This window comes from Chryseobacterium sp. ON_d1, assembly GCF_006829085.1.
Taxonomy (GTDB): Bacteria; Bacteroidota; Bacteroidia; order Flavobacteriales; family Weeksellaceae; genus Chryseobacterium.
In genome coordinates, this window is the sequence record NZ_BJTC01000002.1 from 429555 (window position 1) to 454170 (window position 24616).

The following is a 24616-nucleotide window of genomic DNA, read 5'->3' on the forward strand; positions in this document are numbered from 1 at the left end:
TAATTGATGAAATACTTTGTGTAATCATTAATCAATTATTTTTTATCATTGATTAAAAGTAGCCTCCTTTTTTTCTGTCCTCCATAGCGGCTTCTGTTACCCTGTCGTCAATCCTGGTTTCGCCACGCTCTGAGATTCTGGTGGCTACGATTTCTTCGATAACGGCATCTATGGTAACGGCTTCAGATTCTACGGCAGCGGTGCATGTCATATCTCCTACAGTACGGTAACGGATTTTTCTGGTAGTGATAATATCCTCCGGCTCCAGCACTACATGTGAGGAATTGGCAAGCCACTGCCCATTGAAGTCGATTACTTCTCTTTCATGCGAAAAATAGATGGAAGGCAGTGCTATTTTTTCTCTGCGGATATAATTCCAGATATCCAGCTCGGTCCAGTTGCTTATCGGGAAAACTCTTACATTTTCTCCTTTATGAATTTTTCCATTAAAAATATTCCACAACTCCGGACGCTGAAGTTTAGGATCCCACTGCCCGAATTCATCACGAACGGAGAAGATTCTTTCTTTCGCACGGGCTTTTTCCTCATCTCTTCTGGCTCCCCCAATGCAGGCATCGAACTCAAATTCTTCAATGGTATCCAGAAGTGTATAGGTTTGCAGCCAGTTTCTGCTTGGGAATTTACCTTTGGCTTCAGTCAGTTTTTTACTTTTTATAGTGTCTTCCACTTTCCTTACCACCAGATTCACATCCAACTGCTGTACCAGCTGATCACGGAAATCCAGAACTTCCGGAAAGTTGTGCCCTGTATCAACATGAACAAAGGTAAACGGGATTTTCCCATGAAAGAACGCTTTTCTCGCCAGATGCGCCAGTACAATACTGTCCTTTCCTCCACTGAATAACAACGCCGGACGTTCAAACTGGCCTGCGACTTCTCTTAATATATAAATAGATTCAGCTTCTAACTGATCTAAATAGTTTAACTGATGTATTGACATTTTTTTCTTTTTTATTGATGAATATGCAGACCGCATTCTTTTTTATTGGCATCTTCCCACCACCATCGGCCTGCCCTGAAATCTTCTCCTTCTTTGATTGCTCTGGTACACGGTTCACATCCTATGCTTACAAATCCTTTCTTGTGAAGATGATTGTAAGGTAAATGATGATCTTTTACATAGGCTGTCACCTGTTCTGTAGTCCAGTGAAGGATGGGATGAAATTTGATGATCTTGTTATCCGGATCCCATTCCAGCTGAGGCATATGCTGTCTGTTGGGAGAATGTTCGGATCTCAGACCTGTAATCCATACTTCATAGCCTTCCAGTGCTTTTCTTAAAGGATGAACCTTTCGGATGGTACAGCATGCTTTCCTTTTTTCCACCGATTGGTAGAAAGAATCAGGACCGTTTTCTGTGACAAATTCCCTAAGCTCTTCCGCATCCGGATAATAGGCTTTGATCTTCTTTTTAAAGAAAGCTTTCGTAGAGGTCCAGGTTTCATAGGTCTGTTCAAAAAGTCTTCCCGTATCCAGGGTGAAAATTTCAATATTTAAATCTTTTATCAGATGAGTGATAACCTGATCCTCGTAACTGAAACTGGTGGAAAAGATCAACTTATCCGGGAATTTTTCAGCCAGTAATTGCAGTCCATTAGTTTGAAAAGAAGCTTCATCAGCCTCTTTTACAAGTTTTTCGAATTCATTTTTCAGACTGTTTTCCATTTTGAATTGAGATTTAAGTCTTGCAAATATATATAAAATTCTATAACTCCTATCAAAATAGTAGAATTTAAATAAAAAAAATTTTATTCTTTATTGATGAACTTGGTCAAGGTAGCTTCCATCATACTTTTTCTGGTCTTTTCACGAACGATCATCAGTTCTTTTCTGAGGTAGCATACTGCTTCATCTACACAATCATCACAGGCTTCGTAAAAGTTTAAAGAAACACAAGGGGTAAGAGCAATAGGGCCATCGAAAATACGGTAAATATCTGCTAATGAAACTTCATCGGGTGATTTCAGTAAATAGTAACCCCCTACTTTGCCCTGTTTACTGTTGACAAGTTTAACTCTTTTGAGTTCAAGAAGGATTTGTTCCAGAAATTTCTTAGGGATGTTTTCGTCCTGTGCAATAACAGAAGTTGGCAGAAAGCCCTGGTTATAATTCCTTGCTAATCTGACCATTGCTTTAAGCGCATATTTGCAACGTTTCGACATCATAATTCCTGCAAGTTAGGATAAATTATTGTATAAATGAAATGTTTTTATAGTGAAGAAGCGCGAAATGGATGTGTGTGAACCACCCCGTCAAAAATTCTTTGAATTTTCGCCACCCCTCCACAGGAGGGGAATTCCCAGTCCTTCATTTGTAATATGAGACCAGTTTACTCTTTCTGTAAAATAAAATAAGCCAGCTCTCTGTCTTCTCGTGCAAGATTTTCAGTTCTGTTGAAACCACTTTTCAGAAGTACTTTTTGAGATCCGATATTATCAAGATCGGTTACTGCCACAATATCTTTTTGGTGATTAAGAGAGGAACAGTATTCAACAAGTGCTTTACATACTTCTGTTCCGAGTCCTTTTCCCCAGTAATTTTCTCCTAAGGTATACCCTATTTCTATTTGTTCGGGATTGTCCAGGAATACTCTTGCAAGACACATTCCTACAAAATCATGGTTTTCAGCATTAAATACTCCCCATCTGCTGAAGGATCCTTCTTTATAATCTGCCAATGCTTTGTCGAACATTTCTTTGTATTCCTCCTGGGTTTTGTACGGAAGGTAGCGGGTTACATTTTCATTTTCGAAAAGATGAGAGAATAAAGGGAATTCTTCCGGAGTAAATTCGCGGATAATGATGATGTCGTTTTTATAGTACATTGAAATGGTATAATGAAATTAGGCGATACGATAAAATTACATAAATAAACTCAGAACCTATCATAAAAATCTAAACTTTCTTGTAACAAAGAAGTCTTTCAACGATACAAATCATACATTAAACCTCTAAATAAAAAACTATTCATAATATGTTTTCAGCAGCCACCTATCAGGACAGAAGAACCGTATTGCAAACCAATGTAGAAAGCGGAATTCTATTGTTTTTGGGAAATATAGAGAATCCGGTGAACTTTGAGCACAATCCTTATTATTTCCGCCAGGACAGTACTTATTTATATTATTTCGGAATCCAGGAACCCCGTATTGCGGCTATTATGGATATCGATGAAAATAAAACGATTGTTTTCGGAGATGAACTGAGTATTGATGATATTGTTTGGATGGGCAGACAGGAAACGCTGAAAGAGAAAAGTCTGAAATCTGGTGTACAGGAAACACTGCCTTATGCGGAACTTTCTCAATATATTGAAAAAGCGCAGACTTCGGGTAGAAAAGTGCATTATCTTCCTCCATATCAGTCTTTCAATAAAATTTTACTGGCAGATCTTCTTGGGATTAAAATTGCTGAATTACAGCCTTCAGTGGAAATGATCAAAGCAGTTGTAAAGCAACGTTCCATTAAAGAACCTCAGGAAATCGTTCAGATAGAACAAGCGGTAAACGTATCCAATGAAATGCATCTGCTGGCAATGCTTGCAGCGAAACCTGGAATGAAAGAATATGAAATTGCCAATGCAATTCAACATCTTGCGGGTAATAAAGAATGCCAGATGTCTTATCCTCCTATCGTAACCATAAACGGAGGTATTCTTCATAACCATTACCGTCTTAATACGATGAAAGAAGGAGATCTGTTTCTGAATGATTCCGGAGCTGAAACTTCAATGGGATATGCCGGAGATCTTACGAGAACATTTCCTGTGAGCAAGACTTTTACTACAAAGCAAAAGGACATGTATGAAGTAGTTCTGAATGCTTTTAATAATGCCCAAAGTCTTCTGAAACCAGGAATTCGATTTAAAGATATTCACCTGAAAGCAGCTCAGCACCTTGTAGAAGGTCTTATTGATCTTGGTCTGATGAAAGGAAATCCTGAAGAAGCTGTAAAGAATCACGCTCATACCCTGTTTTTCCAGTGCGGACTTGGCCATATGATGGGACTTGATGTACATGATATGGAAGATCTCGGTGAACAATATATCGGCTATACCGAAGCAGAACCAAAAGATACCAAAACATTCGGCCTGAAATCACTACGTTTAGGAAAAGAACTGGAATCCGGTTTTGTAGTAACCGTTGAACCGGGTATTTATATGATTCCTGATTTGATTGACATGTGGCAGGCTGAAAATAAAAACGCGGACTTTATTAATTATGATAAAGTAAATGAATACAGAAACTTCGGGGGGATTCGTGTAGAAGATGATTTCCTGATCACAGATAACGGTTACAGACTCCTTGGCAACGGTTTGATTAAAACCGTTGAAGACATTGAAAATTACAGAGCTGAACATTTAGCTTAATTGAAATAATACCTATGAAGAAAATAAAAAAACTAACGATTATTGCATTGTACTTCCTGTGTCTGTCGCCTCTTGCGGCACAAAAAACACAATGGACTCCGGATGGCAATGCATACTATTCTGTTACTAAAAAAGGAGTTGAAGTTGTAGATGTACTGCACCCGGGAAAAGATCAGACGCTTTTAAGCAGCAGTGAACTAATCCCTGCCGGAAGTACTGAAGCATTGCAGGTACAGAGTTTTCAGGTATCTCCCGATGATAAAAGCTTGCTGCTTTTTGCCAATACCAAAAAAGTATGGAGAGATAATACCCGTGGGGATTACTGGATTTTTGATAAAAATACCAAAAAACTTACCCAGCTTGGAAAAGGTTTACCAGATTCATCACTGATGTTTGCAAAGTATTCACCGGACGGTAAAAAAGTGGCTTATGTGTCCAAACATAATATTTATATTGAGGATCTTGCAAATAATCAGCAGACTAAGATTACTACAGATGGTACAGACGGAATGATCAACGGTACTTTTGATTGGGTATATGAAGAAGAATTCGGAACTCAGGATGGTTTCAGATGGTCTCCGGATGGCAATAAAATAGCGTATTGGAAGCTGGATGCCCGTGGTACAAAGAATTTCCTGATGATCAACAATACAGACAGCCTGTATTCCTTTACCATTCCGGTAGAATATCCAAAGGTTGGAGAAAACCCTTCCGGATGCAGTATCTGGTTTTATGATCTTGCCTCTAAATCTTCAAAAAAAGCTGATATTGCGGGTGATGAAATGCAAAACTATATTCCAAGAATGGAATGGGTGCTGGATTCCAAATCCGTTATTCTGCAGCAATTGAACAGAAAACAGAATCAAAGTAAAATTATTGTCGCAGATGCCAATTCAGGAAGCAGTAAAGCGATTTATACAGAAACCGATGCTGCATGGATTGATATAAAATCCCGCTGGAATGACAATGATCCAAAGGGCTGGGACTGGATTGATAATGGAAAAGAATTCTTATGGCTTTCTGAGAAAGACGGATGGAGGCATATTTATAAAATAGATATGAACGGTAAGGAAACATTGATTACGAAAGATGCTTTCGATGTGATTAAGCCGGAGTTTTTTGATGTTCAGAACAAACAGATTTACTTTTTAGCTTCTCCAAATAATGCCACTCAGAAATACCTGTATAAAGTAAGCATGAAAGGAGGAAATGCCCAAAAAGTGACCCCGGAAGCCTATAAAGGTTCCAACGAATATACCATTTCTCCTAATGGAAAAATTGCCATGTTTACCAATAACAGCATCAATGCATTTTCAGCAGATGCAGTGGTATCACTGCCGGAGCATAAAGAGCTTGTAGCTGCCAAAAGATCTGCGAAAGCTGATCCTGCAAAGTCTAAAACTGAATTTTTTCAGATTACGACACAGGATGGTATTACATTAGATGGATGGGTAGTAAAGCCTAAGAATTTTGACCCCAATAAAAAATATCCTATCGTCTTTACAGTATATGGAGAACCCGCTATGCAAACAGTAACAGACGAATTTTATACCGGCTGGAATTGGTTATATGCAGGAGATATGGCGGAAGACGGCTATTTATACGTTTCTCTTGAAAACCGTGGAACACCCGCTCCAAGAGGCCGTGAATGGAGAAAATCTGTCTACAGAAAAATAGGCCAGATGAATATCCGTGACCAAGCAATGGGAGCCAAAGCTTTATTTGCAAAATGGCCGTATGTGGATACTTCAAGAGTTGCCGTATGGGGCTGGAGCGGCGGAGGTTCTTCTACCCTGAACCTTTTAGGACAATATCCGGATATTTACCAGACGGGTATTGCCATTGCACCGGTTGCCAATCAGTTGTTCTATGACAATATCTATCAGGAACGTTATATGGGGCTTCCTCAGGAGAACAGAGAAGACTTTGTCAACGGTTCCCCACTCGCCTATGCTAAAAATTTAAAAGGAAACCTTTTACTGGTTCACGGAACAGGTGATGATAATGTGCATTACCAGAATACGGAGGTATACATTAATGAACTGGTAAAATACAACAAACAGTTTCAGATGATGTCTTATCCTAACCGTACGCATTCCATTGACGAAGGAGAAGGAACTTCACTGCACCTGACTACAATGTTTACCAAATATTTAAAAGAACACTGCCCTCCGGGAGGAAGATAAATAAGGGTCTCACAGCGATGTGGGACTTTTTTGTTTTTATATCCGTTTACAACAAAAAATCCCCGGATTGCTCCGGGGAAATAAAAGTGTCAAAACCTATATTTTTATAGTGGTGTGAATGATGTTGAATGGTAAACAACAATGGACATGCCAAATTAATCACTATTTTATGAAATGTGAATTTTTGTGGTATCTTTTGTTTAAACCGAAGGTTTTTGTTTTATGGATTATCACTAAATTTGAGTGAATAATTTCTAAAATCATTCATGAAACTACCACTCTCCTATTATTCCAATCAGGATGTTCTTTTTTTGGCTAAGGACCTTTTAGGAAAAGTACTTTTTACTGAAATCGACGGGGAAACTACAGCGGGAATCATTGTAGAAACCGAAGCCTATTTCGGCGTTAAGGATAAAGCTTCTCATGCCTATGGAGGCAGGCGTACAGACCGTACCGAAACGTTATACAGCCATGGCGGAGTCTCCTATGTTTATTTATGTTACGGTATTCATCACCTTTTCAATGTGGTGACCTCTGTTGAAGATGAGCCTCATGCTGTTCTCGTAAGAGCTGTTGAGCCTTTGATCGGTAAAGAAATTATGGAACTCAGGAGAAATATGCCGGCTTCTAAACCTTCTATTTCCGCGGGACCAGGATCTGCAGCCAAAGCTTTAGGAATTGACCGTTCATTTAACAGGAAAAAATTAACAGAAAATGAAATCTGGATTGAAGATCATGGCATTGTATATCAGCCGGATGAAATTATTTCGGGACCCCGAATAGGTGTTGCTTATGCAGAGGAAGATGCACTTTTGCCTTGGCGTTTCTTTGTAAAAGGAAATAAGTATGTGAGCAAACCGAATAAGGTATAAGATCAGGATTCATAAACGGAATGATAAAACTCTTTATAGTAAGTAATCAAACTATCAAGAGTAAACCCACGATTCAGACCACTGGTATTGGGTAAAACCCATACTTTTGCACCACAGAAATCTTCTTCCTGCCTACCCCAGAGAATTTCTTTCTTTTTCGAAAAAGCCTTATAAGCTGCTTTACCAAGAAAAGCTACATATTTAGGCTGGTATTTTGTTATTTTCGATATAAAACTTTCAAGGGCTTCGTCAAATTCTTCTTTTGAAAGCTCATCTGCGCGATTGGTTGCTCTTGCGACAGCGGTTGTCAATCCATATCCGAAATCCATAAGAGAGCTATCGTTTACCGCTTGAATTTCATAAGGTGTAAAACCTGACTGATGAAGGACTTTCCAGAAACGGTTACTCCTTCCGGAAAAATGAAAGCCGTCATTAGATGATTTTAATCCCGGATTGATTCCACAAAAAATAATATCGAGATGATTGGCAATAATATCTGTCAGCATAATTAAAAGTACAATGGTATAAAAATAAAGAGCAGTATGATTCCTGCTCTTTACGTTTATAAAAGATTTAGTTCTGTAATAAACTTTTCTTTAAAAATTCTTCCAGGTCTTTGCCGTGAAGATTCTTAGCTAAAATGGTTCCCTGCCCGTCAATGATGATATTAAAAGGGAGTTCATCCACTTCATAAAGCTTTGCTACAGGGCTTTTCCAGAATTTTAAATCACTGATCTGTATCCAGTTGATACCGAACCTGTCAATTGCTTTCTGCCAGCTTTCTTTATTCCTGTCCAAAGAAATCCCGAGAATTTCAAACTGATTGTTCTTTACCTTATCGGAATATGCATCATACAATGCTTTCAGCTCAGGCTGTTCTTCAACACACGGAGCACACCAGGTTGCCCAGAAATCGATCAGAACCATTTTCCCTTTCAATGTAGAAAGAGAAAATGCTGTTCCATCTGCTTTGGTCATCGTAATTTCAGGTGCTTTTTTTCCTATTTCTATTGCTTTCTGGGCATCAACGGAAACTGAAAGAAACAGTAAAAATAATATTGTAAAACAGGTCTTCATATTAATCATTTGCAGGATAATTTTTATCCAGCCAATCTGTTTTGATATTTTTCGGAAGGTTTAAAAGCTTTGCATTTTTGAAGCCCATTTCCATCAGCAATGCAAAAGCAGGACGGATATTAGGACATTTTACAAATGGACAGCATCCGCAGTAGATTACAATTTCTCTGTTTTTCGGAATATCTTTAAGGTAATTTCTTAGTTTTTCCAGATTTTCAGGCTCATGGGTAGGACCAATGTCTACAGAACCTTTAATAATCGCTTCAGGACCTACTGAAATGATTACGAGATCTTTGGTTTTATGCTTTTCAATTCTGGAAGCCAGTAACGCCGGATCCATCAGCTGACTGTCTTTCCATGGATCCTGTTTTTGCTGTGCCTGGCTGAAAAAGGAGCAGACAAAGCAAGCCATAATGAATAAATACTTCATACTTCTATTTTTCACAAAGATAAGATGAAAAGTTCAGAGTTGAGAGTCGATTGTTCAGTGTTAAAAGCAGTATTCTTTTAATTTTTCTTATTTTCAGTCTGATTCCGAATAATTTTATACATTTATGTTTAGTATCATTCAAATATTTTGACCCATGGAAGAAATATTCCAGCCGGATGCCATTATCATAGGAGCCGGATTGGCAGGACTTACTGCTGCAATGGAAATCACTGATGCCGGAAAAAAAGTATTGCTTCTGGATCAGGAAACTGAGCAGAATATCGGAGGACAGGCTTTCTGGTCATTCGGAGGTCTGTTTCTGATCAATTCACCCCAGCAAAGGAAAATGGGAATTAAAGATTCTTATGAACTGGCTTTGCAGGACTGGAAGGGAACCGCCGGTTTCGACCGTCCGGAAGATTACTGGCCCCGTCAATGGGCAGAAGCCTATCTGAAATTTGCTGCCGGTGAAAAGTATCAATATATTTCCAAACTGGGAATCAAGCTCATGTTTATGGTGGGCTGGGCAGAACGCGGTGACGGCTCTGCAACTGGCCATGGAAATTCAGTACCCCGTTTTCACGTAAGTTGGGGAACAGGTACAGGAGTGGTGAAACCTTTTGTGGAAAAAGCTTACAGGGCTCAGGAAAAAGGATTGCTTAAAATGAAGTTCAGACATCGGGTGACAGATTTCATCGTAGAGAATGGAAAAATAAAAGGGCTGAAAGGAGATATTCTGGAAGATGATACTAAAGAAAGAGGTGCTGCTACCAACAGAAATGTGATTTCATCATTTGAATATACTGCTCAGAATATCATCATTGCTTCAGGAGGAATTGGTGCCAATCATGAACTGGTAAGGAAAAACTGGCCTGAAAGGCTGGGAAAAGCCCCTGAAAATATGGTCTGTGGCGTCCCTGCTTATGTAGATGGTAAAATGATTGGTATTGCAGAAAGTGCAGGCGCCCATATCATTAATCCTGACAGGATGTGGCACTATACAGAAGGATTACAAAACTGGAATCCCATCTGGCCGAACCATGGAATCAGAATATTACCGGGGCCTTCATCTTTATGGTTTGATGCAAAGGGTAAGCGTCTCCCTGCTCCCTTCCTTCCGGGATTTGACACATTGGGAACATTAAAATACATTCAGGAAACAGGTTATTCATATTCATGGTTTATCCTGACCCAGAAAATCATCAAAAAAGAATTTGCCCTTTCGGGCTCAGAACAGAATCCTGATATTACCAATAAAGATTATCCCCTTTTTCTGAAAAGAATTTTTGGTAAAAAAGCTCCGGGACCTGTAGAAGCATTTAAAGAACATGGAAAAGACTTTATTGTATCGGATAACTTGGAAGATTTGGTTAAAAAAATGAATGTATTAGCCGGAAACAATCTTTTGAAATATGATAAAATAAAATCCCAGATCGAAGCCAGGGACAGAGAACTGGATAATAAATTCTCAAAAGATACCCAGGTCAATTATATAAGAAATACCCGGAATTATTTAGGAGACAAGCTTGGGCGTGTAGCGGCTCCCCATAAGATATTAGCTCCTGAAAACGGACCTCTGATCGCTGTACGCCTGAATATTTTAACCCGTAAAACCTTAGGCGGAATCAAAACGAATCTGAACGGACAGGTTTTAAGAGGTGATGACAGTATTATTGAAGGATTGTTTGCTGCTGGTGAAGCTGCTGGTTTTGGTGGTGGCGGAATGCACGGCTACCGGGCACTGGAAGGAACATTTTTAGGAGGATGTATTTTCTCCGGAATGAAAGCCGGGAAATATATAGCAGGACTTAAATACAATAATGAGCAGATATGAGCAGTTATTTCGATCATAAAGTCATCTGGATTACCGGAGCATCATCAGGTATTGGAGAAGCTTTGGTAAAAAACCTGGCAAAGAACAGCAATGCCAGAGTCATTCTGTCTTCCAGAAAAGAAGATCAGCTGCATTCCGTGGCTGAAAAAGCAGGATTGAGTACTGACCGGTATGCGGTGATTCCTTTAGACCTCAAAAATTATAAGAATATGCCTGATATTGCAAAAAAAGCCACAGAACAATTTGGAAAGATTGATATTCTGATTAATAATGCAGGACTGTCACAGCGTTCTCTGGCGATGGAAACGGATATTGAAGTAGATAAGCAACTCATTGATATTGATTATATCGGAACTGTAGCCCTTACGAAAGCGGTTGTTCCTTATATGATCAGAGATAAAGGAGGACATATTGCTGTAGTCTCCAGTCTTATGGGAATCTTCGGAGCCCCTATGCGAAGCGGATATGCCGGGGCAAAACATGCCTTACATGGTTTTTTTGATGCCTTAAGGGCAGAATTATTCACTCAGAATATCAGAATTACCATGATCTGTCCGGGTTTTATACAGACTGATATTTCTATTCATGCAGTAACCGGAGACGGCTCATTACAAGGGACCATGGATGATGCTACGAAAAACGGAATACCGGTGGATATTTTTTCAGAAAAAATGCTGCATGCCATTCAAAAGCAGAAAAAACAAAAAGTAATAGGAGGAAAAGAAGTGATGGCTGTTTATCTGAAAAGATTTTTTCCAGGCTTATTGGCAAAAATAATACGTAAAGCAAAAGTGGTATAAAAAAGCTCTGTTCGGTAAAGAACAGAGCTTTTTCAGAATGAAAGTTTGTATCAAAAGGTTTTCACCAGTCCTATTCCTACTGTTTTATTTTGATAAAAAGGCATAACCATGGTAGATGATAAAGTCTTTTTACTTTTATTTCCTCTCAATAAATTGTCAATTTTTGGAAACAGCCAGTAAGCCAGTTCTGTAGAAAGGATTCCAAATCCGGCTCCTGCCACAACATCTCCCAGCCAGTGCTTATCATTCAGCATTCTGTATACAGCTGTGAAAACAGCGAACGGATATCCTGAAAGACTCAGCCAGAAATTAGTGTCTTTATACTCCCTGAACATAAACTGTGCTGAAGAAAATGCTGTAGCAGAATGTCCTGAAGGAAACGATAAGGTGTTGGAACCGTCAGGCCTTTCTTCTTTTACCAGATATTTTAACGGCATGGTAAAAGCTGCGGCAATCAGTTGTGAAGAGGCATAAATAATAGTACGGTCTCTCAGATTGTGTTTTCCTTTTATCCCCATGGCATTAAGTCCGTAAACCATTACTGCCGGAGCGTATTGGGTATAATTATCCAGTTTTATCTGTGCAGGCTGATGCTCATTGATTTCAACTCTTGTTGATTGATTAAGGTTTTTCAGGTTTTTCATGCTTAAACCTGCTACACCATAAGCAATAAAAGCCGCAGGAATAATCAGTCTTTTATAGTTCAAGGTGGTTTTTTGAGCATCTCTGGTGATCATACTGTCCTGTACGGGGGTCTGAACAGATATTGTATCAGTGGTATTCTGTGCATTGATTCTGCCAATGGCTGAACTCAAAACCATTACATAAATCAGTGTTTTTTGCAAGTACTTTTTCATCCTAAATCACATTAAAATTATCCAATCTGTATTAAAATTTATAGCTGTATCCTAAACGGATTACCTGGGTTTCGTAATAATCATTGCTTGTGTAGGCAAATCCATTTCCCTGAACAGATTTCCTGATGACCATTGTGTTCAGTAAATCTGAGGCGTTCAAAAACAGTTCGCCCTTCCCTTTCTGAATCGTCTTTTTTACTCCTGCATCCATGGTAAATCTTGACTTTGTTTTTCCCTGTGGAATGATGTCTGGTGCCAGATACACCAGGGTAAACTGCATGTCCAGTCCTTTTGAAAAATGAAAAACGTTATTCATTTTGATATTTCCTGAAATGGCAGTCTGCCGGTCGGCTGAAAAAGTATTAGGCTGAGGATACAGGTTTTGTACAGTAAATGCGTTGATCTGGTTACGGTATAGATTTCCATTAACATTGAAAGAATATACATCTGATACTTTCTGGTTCCATATCGTTTCCAGCCCCGTATTATAGCTTCTTCCTGCATTCTGGAATATCGCATAGATAAGTGTGCTGCCCGGGACAATACTTGAAATTCTGGTGATGGTTCCGTTGGCAAAACGATGATACAGTGCAGAATACAAATATCCGTTATCCCAATTGTGTTTGTAACCCAATTCAACAGAATTTGTAAACTGAGGACGTAAGGCCGGATTTCCTACCTTAATGATTTCTGCGTCATCATATTTCGGGAAAATTCTGATATCCACTTCGTTGGGACGGTCTACCCTTCTGTTGTAAAAAATAGAGAATTTGTTGCGGTCATCAAGTTTGTATGCGAGCCTGAAATTCGGGAATGGCTGGGTGTAATTGTATCCATCACTTTTATACGTAGGATGGTTAGGATTGACATCGTATTGAATTTTTACATATTCCAGTCTGAGTCCCAATTCTGCTTCCCATTTTTCATTTTCAAAGACATAGTTGCCATATACTGCAGGAATAAATTCTTTATAATCGGCTTTTCCTCCGGCAGAAACATCCAACACAGAGTTAGCGCCCGGAATAAAATTCATATTGGTAGGAATGCTTCTGTTCCGTAGCTTGATCCCGGTTTCTATTCTTCCGTATTTTAAAGGTTTTACATAATCGATGTTGAAATCATATACCTGTTCATCGGATAATAATTTGAAGGCATCAGTACCTGTAGAAGCAGGAAGATAATTATCATAGAAATACTTCTCATCCTCTCTGTGAAATGTATAATTAAATCCTACGTTCAAAATATGCCCGGCTTCTTTAAATTGATGACGATACAAAGCTGTTCCCATTACTGTTGTTTTCAGCTCATCCTCAAGGAACTGCCACAGACGGAGGCGCTGTGATAAATCTCCATTGAAAAATGGCTGGTCTCCTCTGTCTGTAATTTTTTCACTTCCGTACATTCCTGAAATAGTTAATGTATTTTGTGGATCAATGGTCCAGTCGATTCCTGCTTTGGAGGTAAAGAAATTGGTATTTCTGTTTCTTTTCAGCTGGGAATTGATCACGGTTCCGTCATCATAAGTTCGGGTTACAAATTCGTTCTTGTTAAGCGTTTCCGTGTAAAGATTATCAGCCTGTAAAAATAGATTAACTTTATTTTTCCTGTAATTAACAGACAATGAAGGATTAATTTTAGGAGTCAATGTATATTGAGGTCTGATCGTAGGAAGATTTTCCTTTCTTACCCAAAGTGAGCCTAATCCTGTAGTAAACCCGGCTTTCCCGTTCCAGCCATTTTGCTTATTCTTTTTCATGATAATATTGATGATTCCGGCATTTCCGTTGGCATCATATTTCGCTGAGGGATTGTTGATGATTTCAATCTTATCAATGGCAGAAGCGGGAATGTTATCCAGCCCTGTCTGGCTTCCAAAACCTGTAAGAGCAGTCTGTTTACCATCAATCAGAACGGTTACTTTATCATTACCTCTCAATTGTACTTTTCCATCCTGAACTGTGATTCCGGGAAGGTTCTGCATACTTTGCAATACAGAACCACCGCTTTGGCTCAGGTTATCAGCCACAGAGTAGGTTTTCTTATCCAGATGGCTGTCTATTTCATTCTTTTTGGATGCTGTAATGGTTATCGCTTCTATTTTCGTTTCACTTTCCTGTTGAGGAACCAGTTCAATTGCAGGGATTTCCAGAAATTCAGAAAGGCTTCCTATAAAAAGGGGTTGTGTCTGACTCCGGAATCCCGGGAACGAAAATTCTAATCGGTAGTTCCCAGGTTTAATTCCTGTTAAAGAAAACCTCCCTTCTTCATTGCTAATTGTTCCTGCCACAAGTGTGGAATCTTTTGCACTTTTTGCCATTATATTGACATAGGCCAATCCTGCTAATTTCATTTTATTTTTTACGATTCCCGATATCGTAACGGCAGTGACTTGTGCAAAAGCCATAGAGGAATATAACAGAGTTATTAAAAAAAACACCAGCCTAATCCTATTCATAATCTATATTTAAAATTTTACGCTTTTTTATATCCATCCATATGAAGTGTTCTCATTTTATTTTGTAAAAACATTTCAATCTGGTTAATGGGTACACATTCTAAATTTGTATTCGGGTTTAATCTTTAACTTCTTTCAAAAATTTTCCTTTGCTATCGAAAATCAGATCTTTGTTGTTTACTTCAGCTTCATAAGTAACTTCCCCTTTTGCATCAGTAATTTTAGCGGCTTCTTTTATCTTTTGATTAGGATAGTTTTCAGCAATATATTCTTTAATAAGTGCAGAAAGGGAGTTGCTGTTGATCTGATTTTCAGTTTCAAGAATATTGCCTGAAAGATCTATTATAACAGAGGTTCCCGTTCCATTTGCTTTAAAGCTGGCTTCGTAATTTCCGTTTTCCTTTTCCCATTTTGCATCTTTAACCATCGGAAATTGTTTTTGAAAACCTTTTAGAACCATAACAGGAACATTTTTTTGCTGGATTTTTTGTGCATTAATAAAAACTACAGCTGTAATCATTGTTAATAAAATTGCTGCTTTTCTCATTGTATTAAAATTTTGAATTTACTATACAATATTCAGAAATGATTTAGAAGAAATTTTGAATTTTCAGATTTTTAAGAAATAAACTTTACTTTTTATTTAAATTCAGTTTTTACTTGGTGGTTTTTATAGCAAGAACCTGAAATGTTCCTTCTTTGATTTTTGGTCTTCCGCGGCTGTCCTTTTCTTTGTCGTCAAAATCAGCTGTTGGCAAATAGAGATTGTGGGTCGAGTTGTCTAATGCAATTGTACGAGCTCCTTTTTTAGTTACAATATTTTTGAGTGCTACAAATTGATTTGCATTTTTCTCCTGAATAACAGAGATATTTCCTTCTCCGTTGGAGGTGTAGATTGTATTGGTTTTATCATCGAACACAGCACCGTCACAACCTTCTCCAATAGGCATTTTCTTAACCAGTTTACCGGTTTCGGAATCTAAAATCACCAACATTTTATTACAGGTACTGAAAAGTCTGTTCGTTTTTGTATCTATTACAAGTCCGGAAGGTTCTTCTTCTTTATCTAAATTCCAATGATTGGTTACCGTAAAATTCTTGGCATCGATCACAACAATTTCGTTTTTATCTTCAATATTGACAAATATTTTTCCTTTCCCATTGCTCACCGCAGTTTCAGGTTTTCCACCAACATCAATGGTATTGACGACTGTGTTATTCTCCGGATCGATTACGCTAATGGTATTGGTTTTACCATTGCAGACAATCAGTTTTTTAGAAAAAAAATCATAGAAAATAGCATCAGGATTTTGTCCGACCGGGATTTCTGATGTAACCTTATTGGTTTTAGTATCAAATACTTTTACAGAATTCAGCTTCCCGCAAGTAATAAACCCATTCGTAGAATTTGGAGGAAATGCAATGCCGTGAACACCAGTTGTTTCTTCAATCTCACCGACATTTTCTCCCGTTGTTGTATTTAAAATATTGACCCTGGTTCCGTGACTTACATATAATAAATTGTTTTTAGGATGTATCGTTAAGTAATCCCAACCGTCACTGTTTCCTCCTATTTTGAGGATTTTAATTGTATTTGAGGAAACCGTTTTCTGGGCTGTAACATTGAGTGAAAGACACAGAAAGGTACTTGCAATGATTAAAGATTTTGTTTTCATTTTTAAATGATTTATTGATTTGTTATTCTATTTGTTTTAAATTGATTTTGTTGAGTAGTGTTGGCAAAACAATGAGTAAAAGAGGTAATGCAACGATGAATCCGCCGATAACAGCAATGGCTAAAGGCTGATGCATTTGTGCTCCCGTTCCGATTCCCAATGCTAGTGGCATTAAGGCAATGATAGCTCCCAAAGCAGTCATTAATTTCGGTCTAAGTCTTGTGCTTATGGCGTAAATAACAGCTTCTTCTTTCGTTTTTGTGGTTAAACTTTCGTGAAATTGCAGATAGGTGAAAATGGCATTTTCCCCGATGATTCCGACCATCATAATGAGACCTGTGTAACTTCCGACATTCAAAGGAGTGTTGGTTAAATACAACAGTAAAATTCCACCCGAGAGTCCCAGAACCGATATAAATAAAATGATAAGTGCCACCAGAACATTCCTGAATAAAAACAGCATCACAGAAAAAACCAGTAAGCTGGAAACCACCAGAATAATCATCAATTCTTTAAATGATTGCTGCTGTTCTGCATAGGCACCGCCATAAACCACCGAATATCCGCTTGGCAGTTTTATTTTCTGGTTAATCTGATTCTGAATTTCCTGAATCGTTCCCCCCAGATTTCCGTTATCCAGTCTTGCGGTTACAATTCCTAATGTCTGCAGATCTTCTCTGTTAATTTCTGCAGAGCCGGTGACAACATTTACGGTTGCAAATTCATTCAGAGGTTTCAAAGTTCCGTTCGGTAAAGCAATCATACTATTATTGATATCACTTAAAGACTGATTATTTTTTTCATTGTATAATAATCGTATCGGCGTGTACTGAACATTATCAAAGATATTTCCTGCAACATTCCCATCAAGATTCGCCTGCAGCTGATTCTGAAAATCAGGTAACGAAATATTATACTGTGCTAAAACAGGCAGTTTCGGAGTGACGACCATGGATGGTCCTGCAATCACAATTCCGTTAAAAACATCGGCTGTACCACTCACCTTTTCTACAATGGCAGCTATTTTTTTTGAATAATCTTCAATAACTTTCTGGTCCGTACCGAAAACTTTAATTTCAATTGGTTGAACGCTACTCATTAAATCTCCCAACATATCGGTAATCACCTGTCCAAAATCTACGGTAAGGGGCAAACCTGAAGCATCAATTCTGGAACGAATATCGTCGGTAACTTCATTTGTGGTTTTATCCCGGGTTTTCTTTAACTGAATTAAATAATCACCCCGGTTCGGTTCTGTGATGAAGAATCCCATTTGAGTTCCTGTTCTTCGGCTGTACGCCTGCACTTCGGGTGTAGACGTGATAATTTTTTCAACTTCTTTCAGTTCTCTGTCCGTTTCTTCAAGTGAAGTTCCCGGAGGTGAATTGTAATCTAAAACAATACTTCCTTCATCCATCTCCGGCAAGAATCCGGTACTGATATTGGGAAGAATAATGGCTGTTAAAATAATCAACAGTACAATAAAAGCATAACTGAATAATGGCTTTCTGATAAAAAATCCCACCCATTTTCTTTCTTTTACATCGTGATGCCGTATGTTTTTTTCTTTTTTATTTCCTGATGATAACAGTAAATAAACGATTGGCAACAAGATCCAGGTTGCAAAAAACGAACAGATTAACGTGATAATCATCGTATCTGTCATTACGTTAAAATAAGCTCCCGCAACACCGCTCATCAGCATAAAAGGCAAAAAAATCACGATCGTACTGAGCGACGAACCAACCATTGCTTTTAATAGATAATTAATGGCTTTCTGTACTAATGTTTTTGAAGATTCTTCGGGATGTTCCTCGTGAGTTCTATGGATTTGTTCCACTACAACAATTGCGTCATCAATGATTAATCCTATGGCAGCAGCAATAGCTCCCAACGTCATAATATTGAACGTCTGCCCCATCGCATACAAAACAAGCATCGTGAGACTTAACGTAATGGGAATCGTGATGAGAATAACTGCACTCGCCTTCCAGGAGCGGAGGAAAATAATGGCAACAATAATCGCCAGAACCAACCCGATCCATAAAGCATCGGTTACACTTTTAATAGAATCATTGACAAAATCTGCCTGAACATAATACGGTTTTAAGACAATATCTTTTGGAAGTGTTTTTTGCAGTTCAGTGATTTTTGCCTCCATTGCTTTGCTTACATCCACCACATTGGCATTGGGTTGCTGTATGACTGCAATCAGGATACTTTCCTGTCCGTTGGCATTGACTTTTATATATTGTTTGGCATTGTGAACAGTGATCTGGGCAATATCACCCAACAAAACGATCCGGTTTCCGTTATTGCTCACAACCAGATTTTTCAGCTGACCTTCGTTACGGATCTGAGCATCAGTAAGTGTTAAATAGAGATAACGAAAATCTGAGGAATAACCATTTGATTTAATAAAATTGGTATTATTAATTGCCTGTTCCACCGAAGCCGGCGTAATTCCCAATCTCGCCATCATCGCCTGATTCATCACAACACGGAATTCTTTATCTTGTCCGCCAATAATTCTCACTTCACTTACTCCGGGAACTTGTGAAAGAAAAGGTTTTATCGTGTAAAGCGCCAATTGTTTTAGTTCAATCGGATCTTTTGAAGTGGAGTTCAACGAATATCCCATTACCGGAAGAATCGACGGATTCATTTTTTCAACGGAAATATTAACATCCGGCGGTAATTGATTTCGAACTTCATTAATGCTGCTTTCAATCTGCTGTTTGGCTAAATCTACATTCACATTCCAATCCATAAAGGCAGAAATTTCACAGCTTCCTCTGCTGGTTGTACTTTTCAAAACCTGTAAATCAGGAACTCTTTTTACAGCACTTTCCAAAACTTTGGTTACACCAACTGTCATTTGGTTTACAGGCTGTTGCCCTGCATCGGCAATGATTTTTATTTTTGGAAAAGTAATCTGTGGAAACAAGGCTGACTGAATTTTGGTATACGAATAGATTCCACCCGCCAGTATGAGGAAAATTAATACCAGCAATGGATTTTTATAGGTTACAAAAAATGACTTTTTCATTGGTAGTTATCTATTTAAAATTGCCAAATAATTTCGCCAACGTATAAATTGACGGGATTTCAAGAGCTCATTTCAGATTAAGGTTTTTGTATTTTCACAGTTGCCGTATCACTCAATCCGAAATTTCCTGAGACAATCACCCTGTCTTTTGTCGTCAGATTGCCCGATTTTATCTGAATGTATTTATCTGTTTCCACACCTTTTGTGATGTTTGTTTTTACGGCTGTTGTGTCATTGATTAATTTCATCACCCAAAAAGAAGATTGGGTCTCATCACTTACTACCGCCATTTTAGGAACAGACAATCCATAAGCGGAAGTTTTAGAAAAGCTGATCGTACCAATCAGATTTTCAGGGATAGTATTATCGGGAACTTGTAAAAGCACTTTCACCGTTTGAGAAGTGGCATCAACAGAAGGCATTACTTTTGTAATTCTTCCCTGCAAAACGGTATTATCAGGTAAAGTAATCGGTAAAGAACCTTTATTTTTTATAATTTGAAGATATTCGTAAGGTACATCGACCACAAAACCGAAACTGCTTGCATCGGTAATGGTTGCCAGAACTTCCCCATCCTGAACGTAATCTCCGATCTGGTGATTCAACATGGCGACATATCCCGTTGAAGGGCTCATTACCGTTGTTGTTCCGCTGAAACGAAAGGATTTATCCAGTTTATTGATGGTATTTCCCAATGCTCTTGCTTCTTTGGTCTGTAATCCGAAAAGAACAGAACCTCTGCCAACATGGTCTGCCAATTTAATGGTCATTTTTGTAATATAACCTGTGCTGTTGGCTTTTACATCGGATTTTAAGAGATAAGTTGCGGTAGCATTCAGCGTTATCATATTATTGAGTTGAGCCGTATCTGACGGATAAGCAACTGTAACCAGTGTTTTTGGTTTTGTGTCTGCTGCGGGTGTGTCTGCAGAAGCCGTTTCGTTAGTTTTATTGCAACTGAAAACAATAATAGCTGATATAATAAGGACGATTATTTTTTTCATGATTTATGGAATGATTAGGTATTGCAATTGGTTTTTGAGATTGAATAATGTCGTATTGTACTGAATGATGTTTCCTTTGAGATTAAGTAAATTGTTGATTGACAGAATAAAATCCACCATTCTTACATCGCCTGTAGGAAGCTGTCTGGCATTGGCCTCTACCAAAGTCTTGGCATAAGTAGTTTGTTCGTTCGCTGTATTGATGATCTTATTATACTGTTCAATCTGGTTGGTAATCTGAATAATTTGCTGCTGATACTGTCTGTGGGTTTGCTCAAGATATTTTTGGCGGGTCTGCAGTGATAATTGATTTTGCTGTAACATCATTTTTTTCTGATGGCCATCGTAAATCGGGATCGTAACTCCAACTCCTACACTTAACCCAAAATTTTTATATGGGGTAAGCGCAAATGAAGACTGATAACCGCTATCTGAAAACGCAGTAATCTTTGGTTTGTAATCGTATTGGATGATTTTGGCGTCATTAGCAAGTTTTAAACTGTCTGCCTGAAAAGCTTTTTCATACATGCTATCATCAAAAGAAACGGGAGTGAGATTTTCCTGAAAGAAAGGAGCTTCCACAGGTTCAAAAGTATTGTCTACAATTCCCGACAAGTAATTAAGCAAAGCGTAATTGTTCTGCCAATTGGCTTTTTGCTGTTCTAAGGTTAGTTCATTCTGTTGAAGCGTTACTTTAAATGTGAGATAATCGGTTTGTTTAAAAACAGCAGCCTGAGTCAGTTTTTTAAGAACAATATCTTCCTGATTCAGTAAATGAATAATTTCCTTGCTTACATTATATTGTTGCTGACTAGCATAAGTAGCGATGTACTGATCTGTAATTTGCTTATTAAGGGTCTGAATACTGATATTTTTTTGTGCTAAAACCTGCGCAATGCTTGCATTGATACCTGCAAGTCTTGTATTAAGGTTATTCCGGCTTATGAATTCTTTGGCAACGCGTACTCCTGCAAAAAGCGATTGTCCGTTAGTCAGAGCACTGTCATATCCCCAACCTTTTATATTAGGTGAATATCCTGCAGTACCTTCTCCGGTCACAATAAATCCATACGTTGCTCTTAATTTTAAACTGTCAATCCGGTTTGATATCACTTGGTTATTGAAATCATTTAAAACCGGACTATTTGTTTTTGCTTTTTCAAGGAAATAAGGTAATGTATTTTTTGCCTGCCCGTTTATTTTTAAACAATTGAAAAACAGCATCAAAAATAAAAAGCAATGAATCAAATATGTACGAAAAGTATCCATATTCTATTAATTATGTGGTAAAGATGAGATGCGATTTTGTAGAAATTCTGAATTGTTAATAAATATTTCCGAAAATTCATATCACTTTAAACATAAAATATCCTATTATCAAGGTACAGAAGCACTAATAATAAACCCGTGAAATTACCCTGAAATAAAAAAAGGAATACAAACAGTTGCGAGAAAAAATTTTCACGTTATCTTTTTAAGCAAAGAATGATTAATATTTCTGAAAGAACGGTATAAAATAAAACATATGAAAAAGCATCATGTTGTTTTTTATTTATAATTTAACGGAGAAAATATGATGATTATTTTCAAATCTGTACCTGATAGTCCAATGATGGAACCTGCAGATTTCCTTAATGATAGAAAGCCCAAGGCCACTTCCGCTGTTATCTGTTGAAAGTTTTGAAAATCTTTTGAACATCAGATCCATATTCAATTGTTCAGTCCCGGAATTGGAAACTTCGAAAACAGAATCCGTAAGCTGTATGGAAATACATCCTCCTACAGCTGTATGACGAATGGCATTGATGATAAGGTTATTAATTAATATTTCCGCCAGAATATTATTTCCACTTACTTGTATGGGAGGGAAAATAGGTTCTGTAAGAGAAATATCTTTTTGTTCAAAATGTTCTCTGAGAATGTCAATGCTTTGATGAAGCAACTGATCAAATAAGATGGTTTCCGAACTGTCAAACTGGTTATTGTCAATTTTCGCGAGAAGCAAAAGATTTTTATTGATACGGGAACTTCTTGTAAGCGCTTTGTTGATGTCTTCTGCAATTCTGTATTGCTTTTCAGTAAGATCCTGGTCCTGAAGTAAAATGTCCAGTTTGTTTTTAATAATAGCAAGTGGGGTCTGCAGCTCATGAGATGCATTTTCAGTGAATTCTTTCTGGGCCTTATAAGTAGAGATATTTCGCTCAATCAGTTTGTAAAGGGATTGATTAAGTTCTTCAAATTCTGAAATATCAGAAGCGGGAAATTCTATGGTATTCTGATTTTTAAGATTAAATGTTTTAAGCTGATCCAAAGTGTCTCTGAACGGCTTCCAGATAGATGAAGAAAGTCTTCGGTTAAGATATAAAAGCCCCACAACAATCATCACAAAAAAGAAAATCGTGATCATGGCAATAACGGCTATGGTTTCATGAGATTCCTCAATATTGGTCTGTATCGTAAACAGATAAGGCTTGTTGTGAATGTAAATTACTTTTTCAAGACATCTGTAACGTTCCTTTTTTTGTTCCGAAATGAATGGAAGATGCTTTTCATAGGTATATACGGTATCCCGTTTTATTTGTGCGGGCGAAATTTTCTCAATATTCGTTTCTGGCTGGATGTGATTCCATAGTTCAAGACTTTTTTCCAGGGCTTCATCAGAAAGCTTTAACTGATTAAATTCAAAAGCCGTTTTCTCTACAATCATCTGGTTATGCTCATCCAGCTCATTTTTCCAGATGGTATCTACCACAAAATAATACACAGGAATACTTACCATCAGGACAATAAGTACATAGATGAGAAAAGGTTTTGTGGTTTTTGTTAATAGAGGTTTCACAATAGTTATGAATGATAAATTATGAATTATGAATTTTTGTTTTTGTTACTCTCATTTATTCTTGGTTGTAATAATAATACTACGGATTATTTTCAATATTTCTGTGGCTTCATTATTGATGCTTTCATATTCAGTGGATGATAAATAATCTGTGTGAAATAAAAGTTCAATCCAGTAAATAGATTCGTCACATTCTTTTTGAGCTATAGCCAGTTTATGAACGAATCTGCCTTGCTTTCTGCATTCTGTGCCTCTCTTACTAAAGCTCCAACTGCTGTTCCACTTCTTAATAACTGTTTACTCAGAATAAATTCATTTTTAGCAGTAGAAAGATATTTATAAAGATTAATAATCCTTATTGCAAAACTAAAACTTTTATCTTTCAGCACATTTCTCCTTTCACTCATAATAATTCATCATTCATAATTTTGAAAGTTTTCCCACTTATACCCTGTTCCGTATACCGTTTTAAGATAATGTCCGCATCCTGCGTCATACAGTTTTTTCTTAAGATTTTTTACATGAGCGTAAACAAAGTCATGATTATCAAGCATATCTGCAAGATCTCCGGAAAGATGTTCAGCAAGTGTACTTTTGGAGATTACTTTATTTTTATTTCCGATGAAATAGATCAAGAGATCAAATTCTTTTTTTGTCAGTGAAATAGATTCATTATTAACAGCCACTGTTTTGGCTAATAAATCGATCTGAAGTTCATTTTGCTTTACTACATTGGAGCTGCTGAACTGTTTCCGGCGGATTACAGAATATACTCTTGCCATCAGCTCAGAGAGATGAAAAGGCTTGGTAAGGTAATCATCAGCTCCCAGCTTCAGGCCTTCGATTTTATCATCCAGGGCATTTTTGGCAGAAATAATAATCACACCGTCCTGTTTCTGCTGTTTCTTTAATTCTTCCAGAATTTTCAGGCCGTTGCCATCGGGAAGCATGATGTCCAATAGAATACAGTCATATTCAAACACTTCTATTTTATTCATAGCCTCACCGAATGTAGCGGCAGCTTCACAGAGATAATTTTCTCCGGACAGATATTCGGAAATACTTTGAGCAAGCTCAGCTTCGTCTTCAATGATTAAGATTTTCATGCCATAAAACTATCATTTAATTTTGAAGAAATTTTGAATAGA

The 24616-nt window shown here is 37.7% G+C and carries 21 protein-coding genes and 1 pseudogene; 5 read left to right on the plus strand and 17 right to left on the minus strand.

The window, feature by feature from the left end; genetic code table 11:
- Nucleotides 1–52 precede the first annotated feature (52 nt).
- The 4 genes from cysD to CRS_RS05395 form a co-directional block, all read right to left on the minus strand.
- Nucleotides 53–961 (minus strand): sulfate adenylyltransferase subunit CysD, encoded by a 909-nt coding sequence (cysD, locus tag CRS_RS05380; RefSeq protein ID WP_142723038.1) that lies wholly within the window; start codon nucleotides 959–961, stop codon nucleotides 53–55.
- A gap of 11 nt (nucleotides 962–972) precedes the next feature.
- Nucleotides 973–1686, minus strand: coding sequence for a phosphoadenylyl-sulfate reductase (locus CRS_RS05385; RefSeq protein WP_142723039.1), 714 nt, complete (start codon nucleotides 1684–1686; stop codon nucleotides 973–975).
- An 83-nt stretch (nucleotides 1687–1769) separates the two neighbouring features.
- A complete protein-coding gene (locus tag CRS_RS05390) occupies nucleotides 1770–2186 on the minus strand; it encodes an Rrf2 family transcriptional regulator (protein ID WP_142723040.1) in 417 nt (138 codons plus the stop codon).
- 164 nt (nucleotides 2187–2350) lie between these two features.
- Nucleotides 2351–2845 (minus strand): GNAT family N-acetyltransferase, encoded by a 495-nt coding sequence (locus CRS_RS05395; protein ID WP_142723041.1) that lies wholly within the window; start codon nucleotides 2843–2845, stop codon nucleotides 2351–2353.
- 149 nt (nucleotides 2846–2994) lie between these two features.
- Between CRS_RS05395 and CRS_RS05400 the strand changes: the two genes are divergently transcribed.
- The 3 genes from CRS_RS05400 to CRS_RS05410 all read left to right on the plus strand — a co-directional run bounded on the left by CRS_RS05400 (nucleotide 2995) and on the right by CRS_RS05410 (nucleotide 7447).
- Nucleotides 2995–4389 carry an aminopeptidase P family protein gene (locus tag CRS_RS05400; protein WP_142723042.1) on the plus strand — a complete coding sequence of 465 codons (1395 nt, stop codon included), beginning with the start codon at nucleotides 2995–2997 and terminating at the stop codon, nucleotides 4387–4389.
- 14 nt (nucleotides 4390–4403) lie between these two features.
- The gene (locus CRS_RS05405) at nucleotides 4404–6575 is read left to right on the plus strand and encodes a DPP IV N-terminal domain-containing protein (RefSeq protein WP_142723043.1); all 2172 of its coding nucleotides are present in this window, start codon (nucleotides 4404–4406) and stop codon (nucleotides 6573–6575) included.
- A 266-nt stretch (nucleotides 6576–6841) separates the two neighbouring features.
- Nucleotides 6842–7447 (plus strand): DNA-3-methyladenine glycosylase, encoded by a 606-nt coding sequence (locus tag CRS_RS05410; RefSeq protein ID WP_142723044.1) that lies wholly within the window; start codon nucleotides 6842–6844, stop codon nucleotides 7445–7447.
- A gap of 2 nt (nucleotides 7448–7449) precedes the next feature.
- Here the strand turns inward: CRS_RS05410 and mug are convergent, their stop codons facing one another.
- From mug to CRS_RS05425, 3 genes are all read right to left on the minus strand, one after another.
- Nucleotides 7450–7953, minus strand: a complete 504-nt coding sequence (gene mug / locus CRS_RS05415) for a G/U mismatch-specific DNA glycosylase (RefSeq protein ID WP_142723045.1) — start codon at nucleotides 7951–7953, stop codon at nucleotides 7450–7452.
- Between the two features lie 67 nt (nucleotides 7954–8020).
- The gene (locus CRS_RS05420) at nucleotides 8021–8524 is read right to left on the minus strand and encodes a TlpA disulfide reductase family protein (protein ID WP_228451184.1); all 504 of its coding nucleotides are present in this window, start codon (nucleotides 8522–8524) and stop codon (nucleotides 8021–8023) included.
- Nucleotide 8525: 1 nt separating this feature from the next.
- The gene (locus tag CRS_RS05425; RefSeq protein WP_142723047.1) at nucleotides 8526–8954 is read right to left on the minus strand and encodes a rhodanese-like domain-containing protein; all 429 of its coding nucleotides are present in this window, start codon (nucleotides 8952–8954) and stop codon (nucleotides 8526–8528) included.
- A 154-nt stretch (nucleotides 8955–9108) separates the two neighbouring features.
- Between CRS_RS05425 and CRS_RS05430 the strand changes: the two genes are divergently transcribed.
- Together CRS_RS05430 and CRS_RS05435 are read left to right on the plus strand one after the other, a co-directional pair.
- Entirely contained in the window at nucleotides 9109–10788 is a 1680-nt protein-coding gene (locus CRS_RS05430; RefSeq protein ID WP_142723048.1) for an FAD-binding dehydrogenase, read from the plus strand.
- A complete protein-coding gene (locus CRS_RS05435) occupies nucleotides 10785–11588 on the plus strand; it encodes an SDR family oxidoreductase (RefSeq protein ID WP_142723049.1) in 804 nt (267 codons plus the stop codon). Before CRS_RS05430 ends, CRS_RS05435 begins: the two co-directional genes overlap by 4 nt.
- A 50-nt stretch (nucleotides 11589–11638) precedes the next feature.
- On the opposite strand, the gene CRS_RS05440 is transcribed toward CRS_RS05435, so the two are convergent.
- The 10 genes and pseudogenes from CRS_RS05440 to CRS_RS05485 all read right to left on the minus strand — a co-directional run bounded on the left by CRS_RS05440 (nucleotide 11639) and on the right by CRS_RS05485 (nucleotide 24574).
- Complete coding sequence (locus CRS_RS05440; RefSeq protein ID WP_142723050.1) at nucleotides 11639–12445, minus strand: phosphatase PAP2 family protein; 807 nt, start codon at nucleotides 12443–12445, stop codon at nucleotides 11639–11641.
- A 31-nt stretch (nucleotides 12446–12476) separates the two neighbouring features.
- Entirely contained in the window at nucleotides 12477–14849 is a 2373-nt protein-coding gene (locus CRS_RS05445) for a TonB-dependent receptor domain-containing protein (RefSeq protein WP_228451185.1), read from the minus strand.
- 169 nt (nucleotides 14850–15018) lie between these two features.
- Entirely contained in the window at nucleotides 15019–15447 is a 429-nt protein-coding gene (locus tag CRS_RS05450) for a PepSY-like domain-containing protein (RefSeq protein WP_142723052.1), read from the minus strand.
- 109 nt (nucleotides 15448–15556) lie between these two features.
- Nucleotides 15557–16576 carry a YncE family protein gene (locus CRS_RS05455; RefSeq protein ID WP_142723053.1) on the minus strand — a complete coding sequence of 340 codons (1020 nt, stop codon included), beginning with the start codon at nucleotides 16574–16576 and terminating at the stop codon, nucleotides 15557–15559.
- A 22-nt stretch (nucleotides 16577–16598) separates the two neighbouring features.
- Nucleotides 16599–19625 carry an efflux RND transporter permease subunit gene (locus CRS_RS05460; protein WP_142723054.1) on the minus strand — a complete coding sequence of 1009 codons (3027 nt, stop codon included), beginning with the start codon at nucleotides 19623–19625 and terminating at the stop codon, nucleotides 16599–16601.
- 77 nt (nucleotides 19626–19702) lie between these two features.
- Nucleotides 19703–20629 (minus strand): efflux RND transporter periplasmic adaptor subunit, encoded by a 927-nt coding sequence (locus tag CRS_RS05465; protein WP_142723055.1) that lies wholly within the window; start codon nucleotides 20627–20629, stop codon nucleotides 19703–19705.
- Nucleotides 20630–20632: 3 nt separating this feature from the next.
- Nucleotides 20633–21898: a TolC family protein gene (locus tag CRS_RS05470; protein WP_142723056.1), complete on the minus strand. Its 1266-nt coding sequence runs from the start codon at nucleotides 21896–21898 to the stop codon at nucleotides 20633–20635.
- A 283-nt stretch (nucleotides 21899–22181) separates the two neighbouring features.
- Nucleotides 22182–23468, minus strand: coding sequence for a HAMP domain-containing sensor histidine kinase (locus CRS_RS05475; protein ID WP_142723057.1), 1287 nt, complete (start codon nucleotides 23466–23468; stop codon nucleotides 22182–22184).
- Nucleotides 23469–23519: 51 nt separating this feature from the next.
- Nucleotides 23520–23875 (minus strand): annotated as a pseudogene (locus CRS_RS05480) (four helix bundle protein).
- 9 nt (nucleotides 23876–23884) lie between these two features.
- Complete coding sequence (locus CRS_RS05485; RefSeq protein WP_142723058.1) at nucleotides 23885–24574, minus strand: response regulator transcription factor; 690 nt, start codon at nucleotides 24572–24574, stop codon at nucleotides 23885–23887.
- Nucleotides 24575–24616: the final 42 nt, after the last annotated feature.

Coding starts and splice junctions, on each gene's coding strand:
- cysD (WP_142723038.1), bottom strand. CDS start 961: ATGTCAATACATCAGTTAAACTATTTAGATCAGTTAGAAGCTGAATCT.
- CRS_RS05385 (WP_142723039.1), bottom strand. CDS start 1,686: ATGGAAAACAGTCTGAAAAATGAATTCGAAAAACTTGTAAAAGAGGCT.
- CRS_RS05390 (WP_142723040.1), bottom strand. CDS start 2,186: ATGATGTCGAAACGTTGCAAATATGCGCTTAAAGCAATGGTCAGATTA.
- CRS_RS05395 (WP_142723041.1), bottom strand. CDS start 2,845: ATGTACTATAAAAACGACATCATCATTATCCGCGAATTTACTCCGGAA.
- CRS_RS05400 (WP_142723042.1), top strand. CDS start 2,995: ATGTTTTCAGCAGCCACCTATCAGGACAGAAGAACCGTATTGCAAACC.
- CRS_RS05405 (WP_142723043.1), top strand. CDS start 4,404: ATGAAGAAAATAAAAAAACTAACGATTATTGCATTGTACTTCCTGTGT.
- CRS_RS05410 (WP_142723044.1), top strand. CDS start 6,842: ATGAAACTACCACTCTCCTATTATTCCAATCAGGATGTTCTTTTTTTG.
- mug (WP_142723045.1), bottom strand. CDS start 7,953: ATGCTGACAGATATTATTGCCAATCATCTCGATATTATTTTTTGTGGA.
- CRS_RS05420 (WP_228451184.1), bottom strand. CDS start 8,524: ATGAAGACCTGTTTTACAATATTATTTTTACTGTTTCTTTCAGTTTCC.
- CRS_RS05425 (WP_142723047.1), bottom strand. CDS start 8,954: ATGAAGTATTTATTCATTATGGCTTGCTTTGTCTGCTCCTTTTTCAGC.
- CRS_RS05430 (WP_142723048.1), top strand. CDS start 9,109: ATGGAAGAAATATTCCAGCCGGATGCCATTATCATAGGAGCCGGATTG.
- CRS_RS05435 (WP_142723049.1), top strand. CDS start 10,785: ATGAGCAGTTATTTCGATCATAAAGTCATCTGGATTACCGGAGCATCA.
- CRS_RS05440 (WP_142723050.1), bottom strand. CDS start 12,445: ATGAAAAAGTACTTGCAAAAAACACTGATTTATGTAATGGTTTTGAGT.
- CRS_RS05445 (WP_228451185.1), bottom strand. CDS start 14,849: ATGGCTTTTGCACAAGTCACTGCCGTTACGATATCGGGAATCGTAAAA.
- CRS_RS05450 (WP_142723052.1), bottom strand. CDS start 15,447: ATGAGAAAAGCAGCAATTTTATTAACAATGATTACAGCTGTAGTTTTT.
- CRS_RS05455 (WP_142723053.1), bottom strand. CDS start 16,576: ATGAAAACAAAATCTTTAATCATTGCAAGTACCTTTCTGTGTCTTTCA.
- CRS_RS05460 (WP_142723054.1), bottom strand. CDS start 19,625: ATGAAAAAGTCATTTTTTGTAACCTATAAAAATCCATTGCTGGTATTA.
- CRS_RS05465 (WP_142723055.1), bottom strand. CDS start 20,629: ATGAAAAAAATAATCGTCCTTATTATATCAGCTATTATTGTTTTCAGT.
- CRS_RS05470 (WP_142723056.1), bottom strand. CDS start 21,898: ATGGATACTTTTCGTACATATTTGATTCATTGCTTTTTATTTTTGATG.
- CRS_RS05485 (WP_142723058.1), bottom strand. CDS start 24,574: ATGAAAATCTTAATCATTGAAGACGAAGCTGAGCTTGCTCAAAGTATT.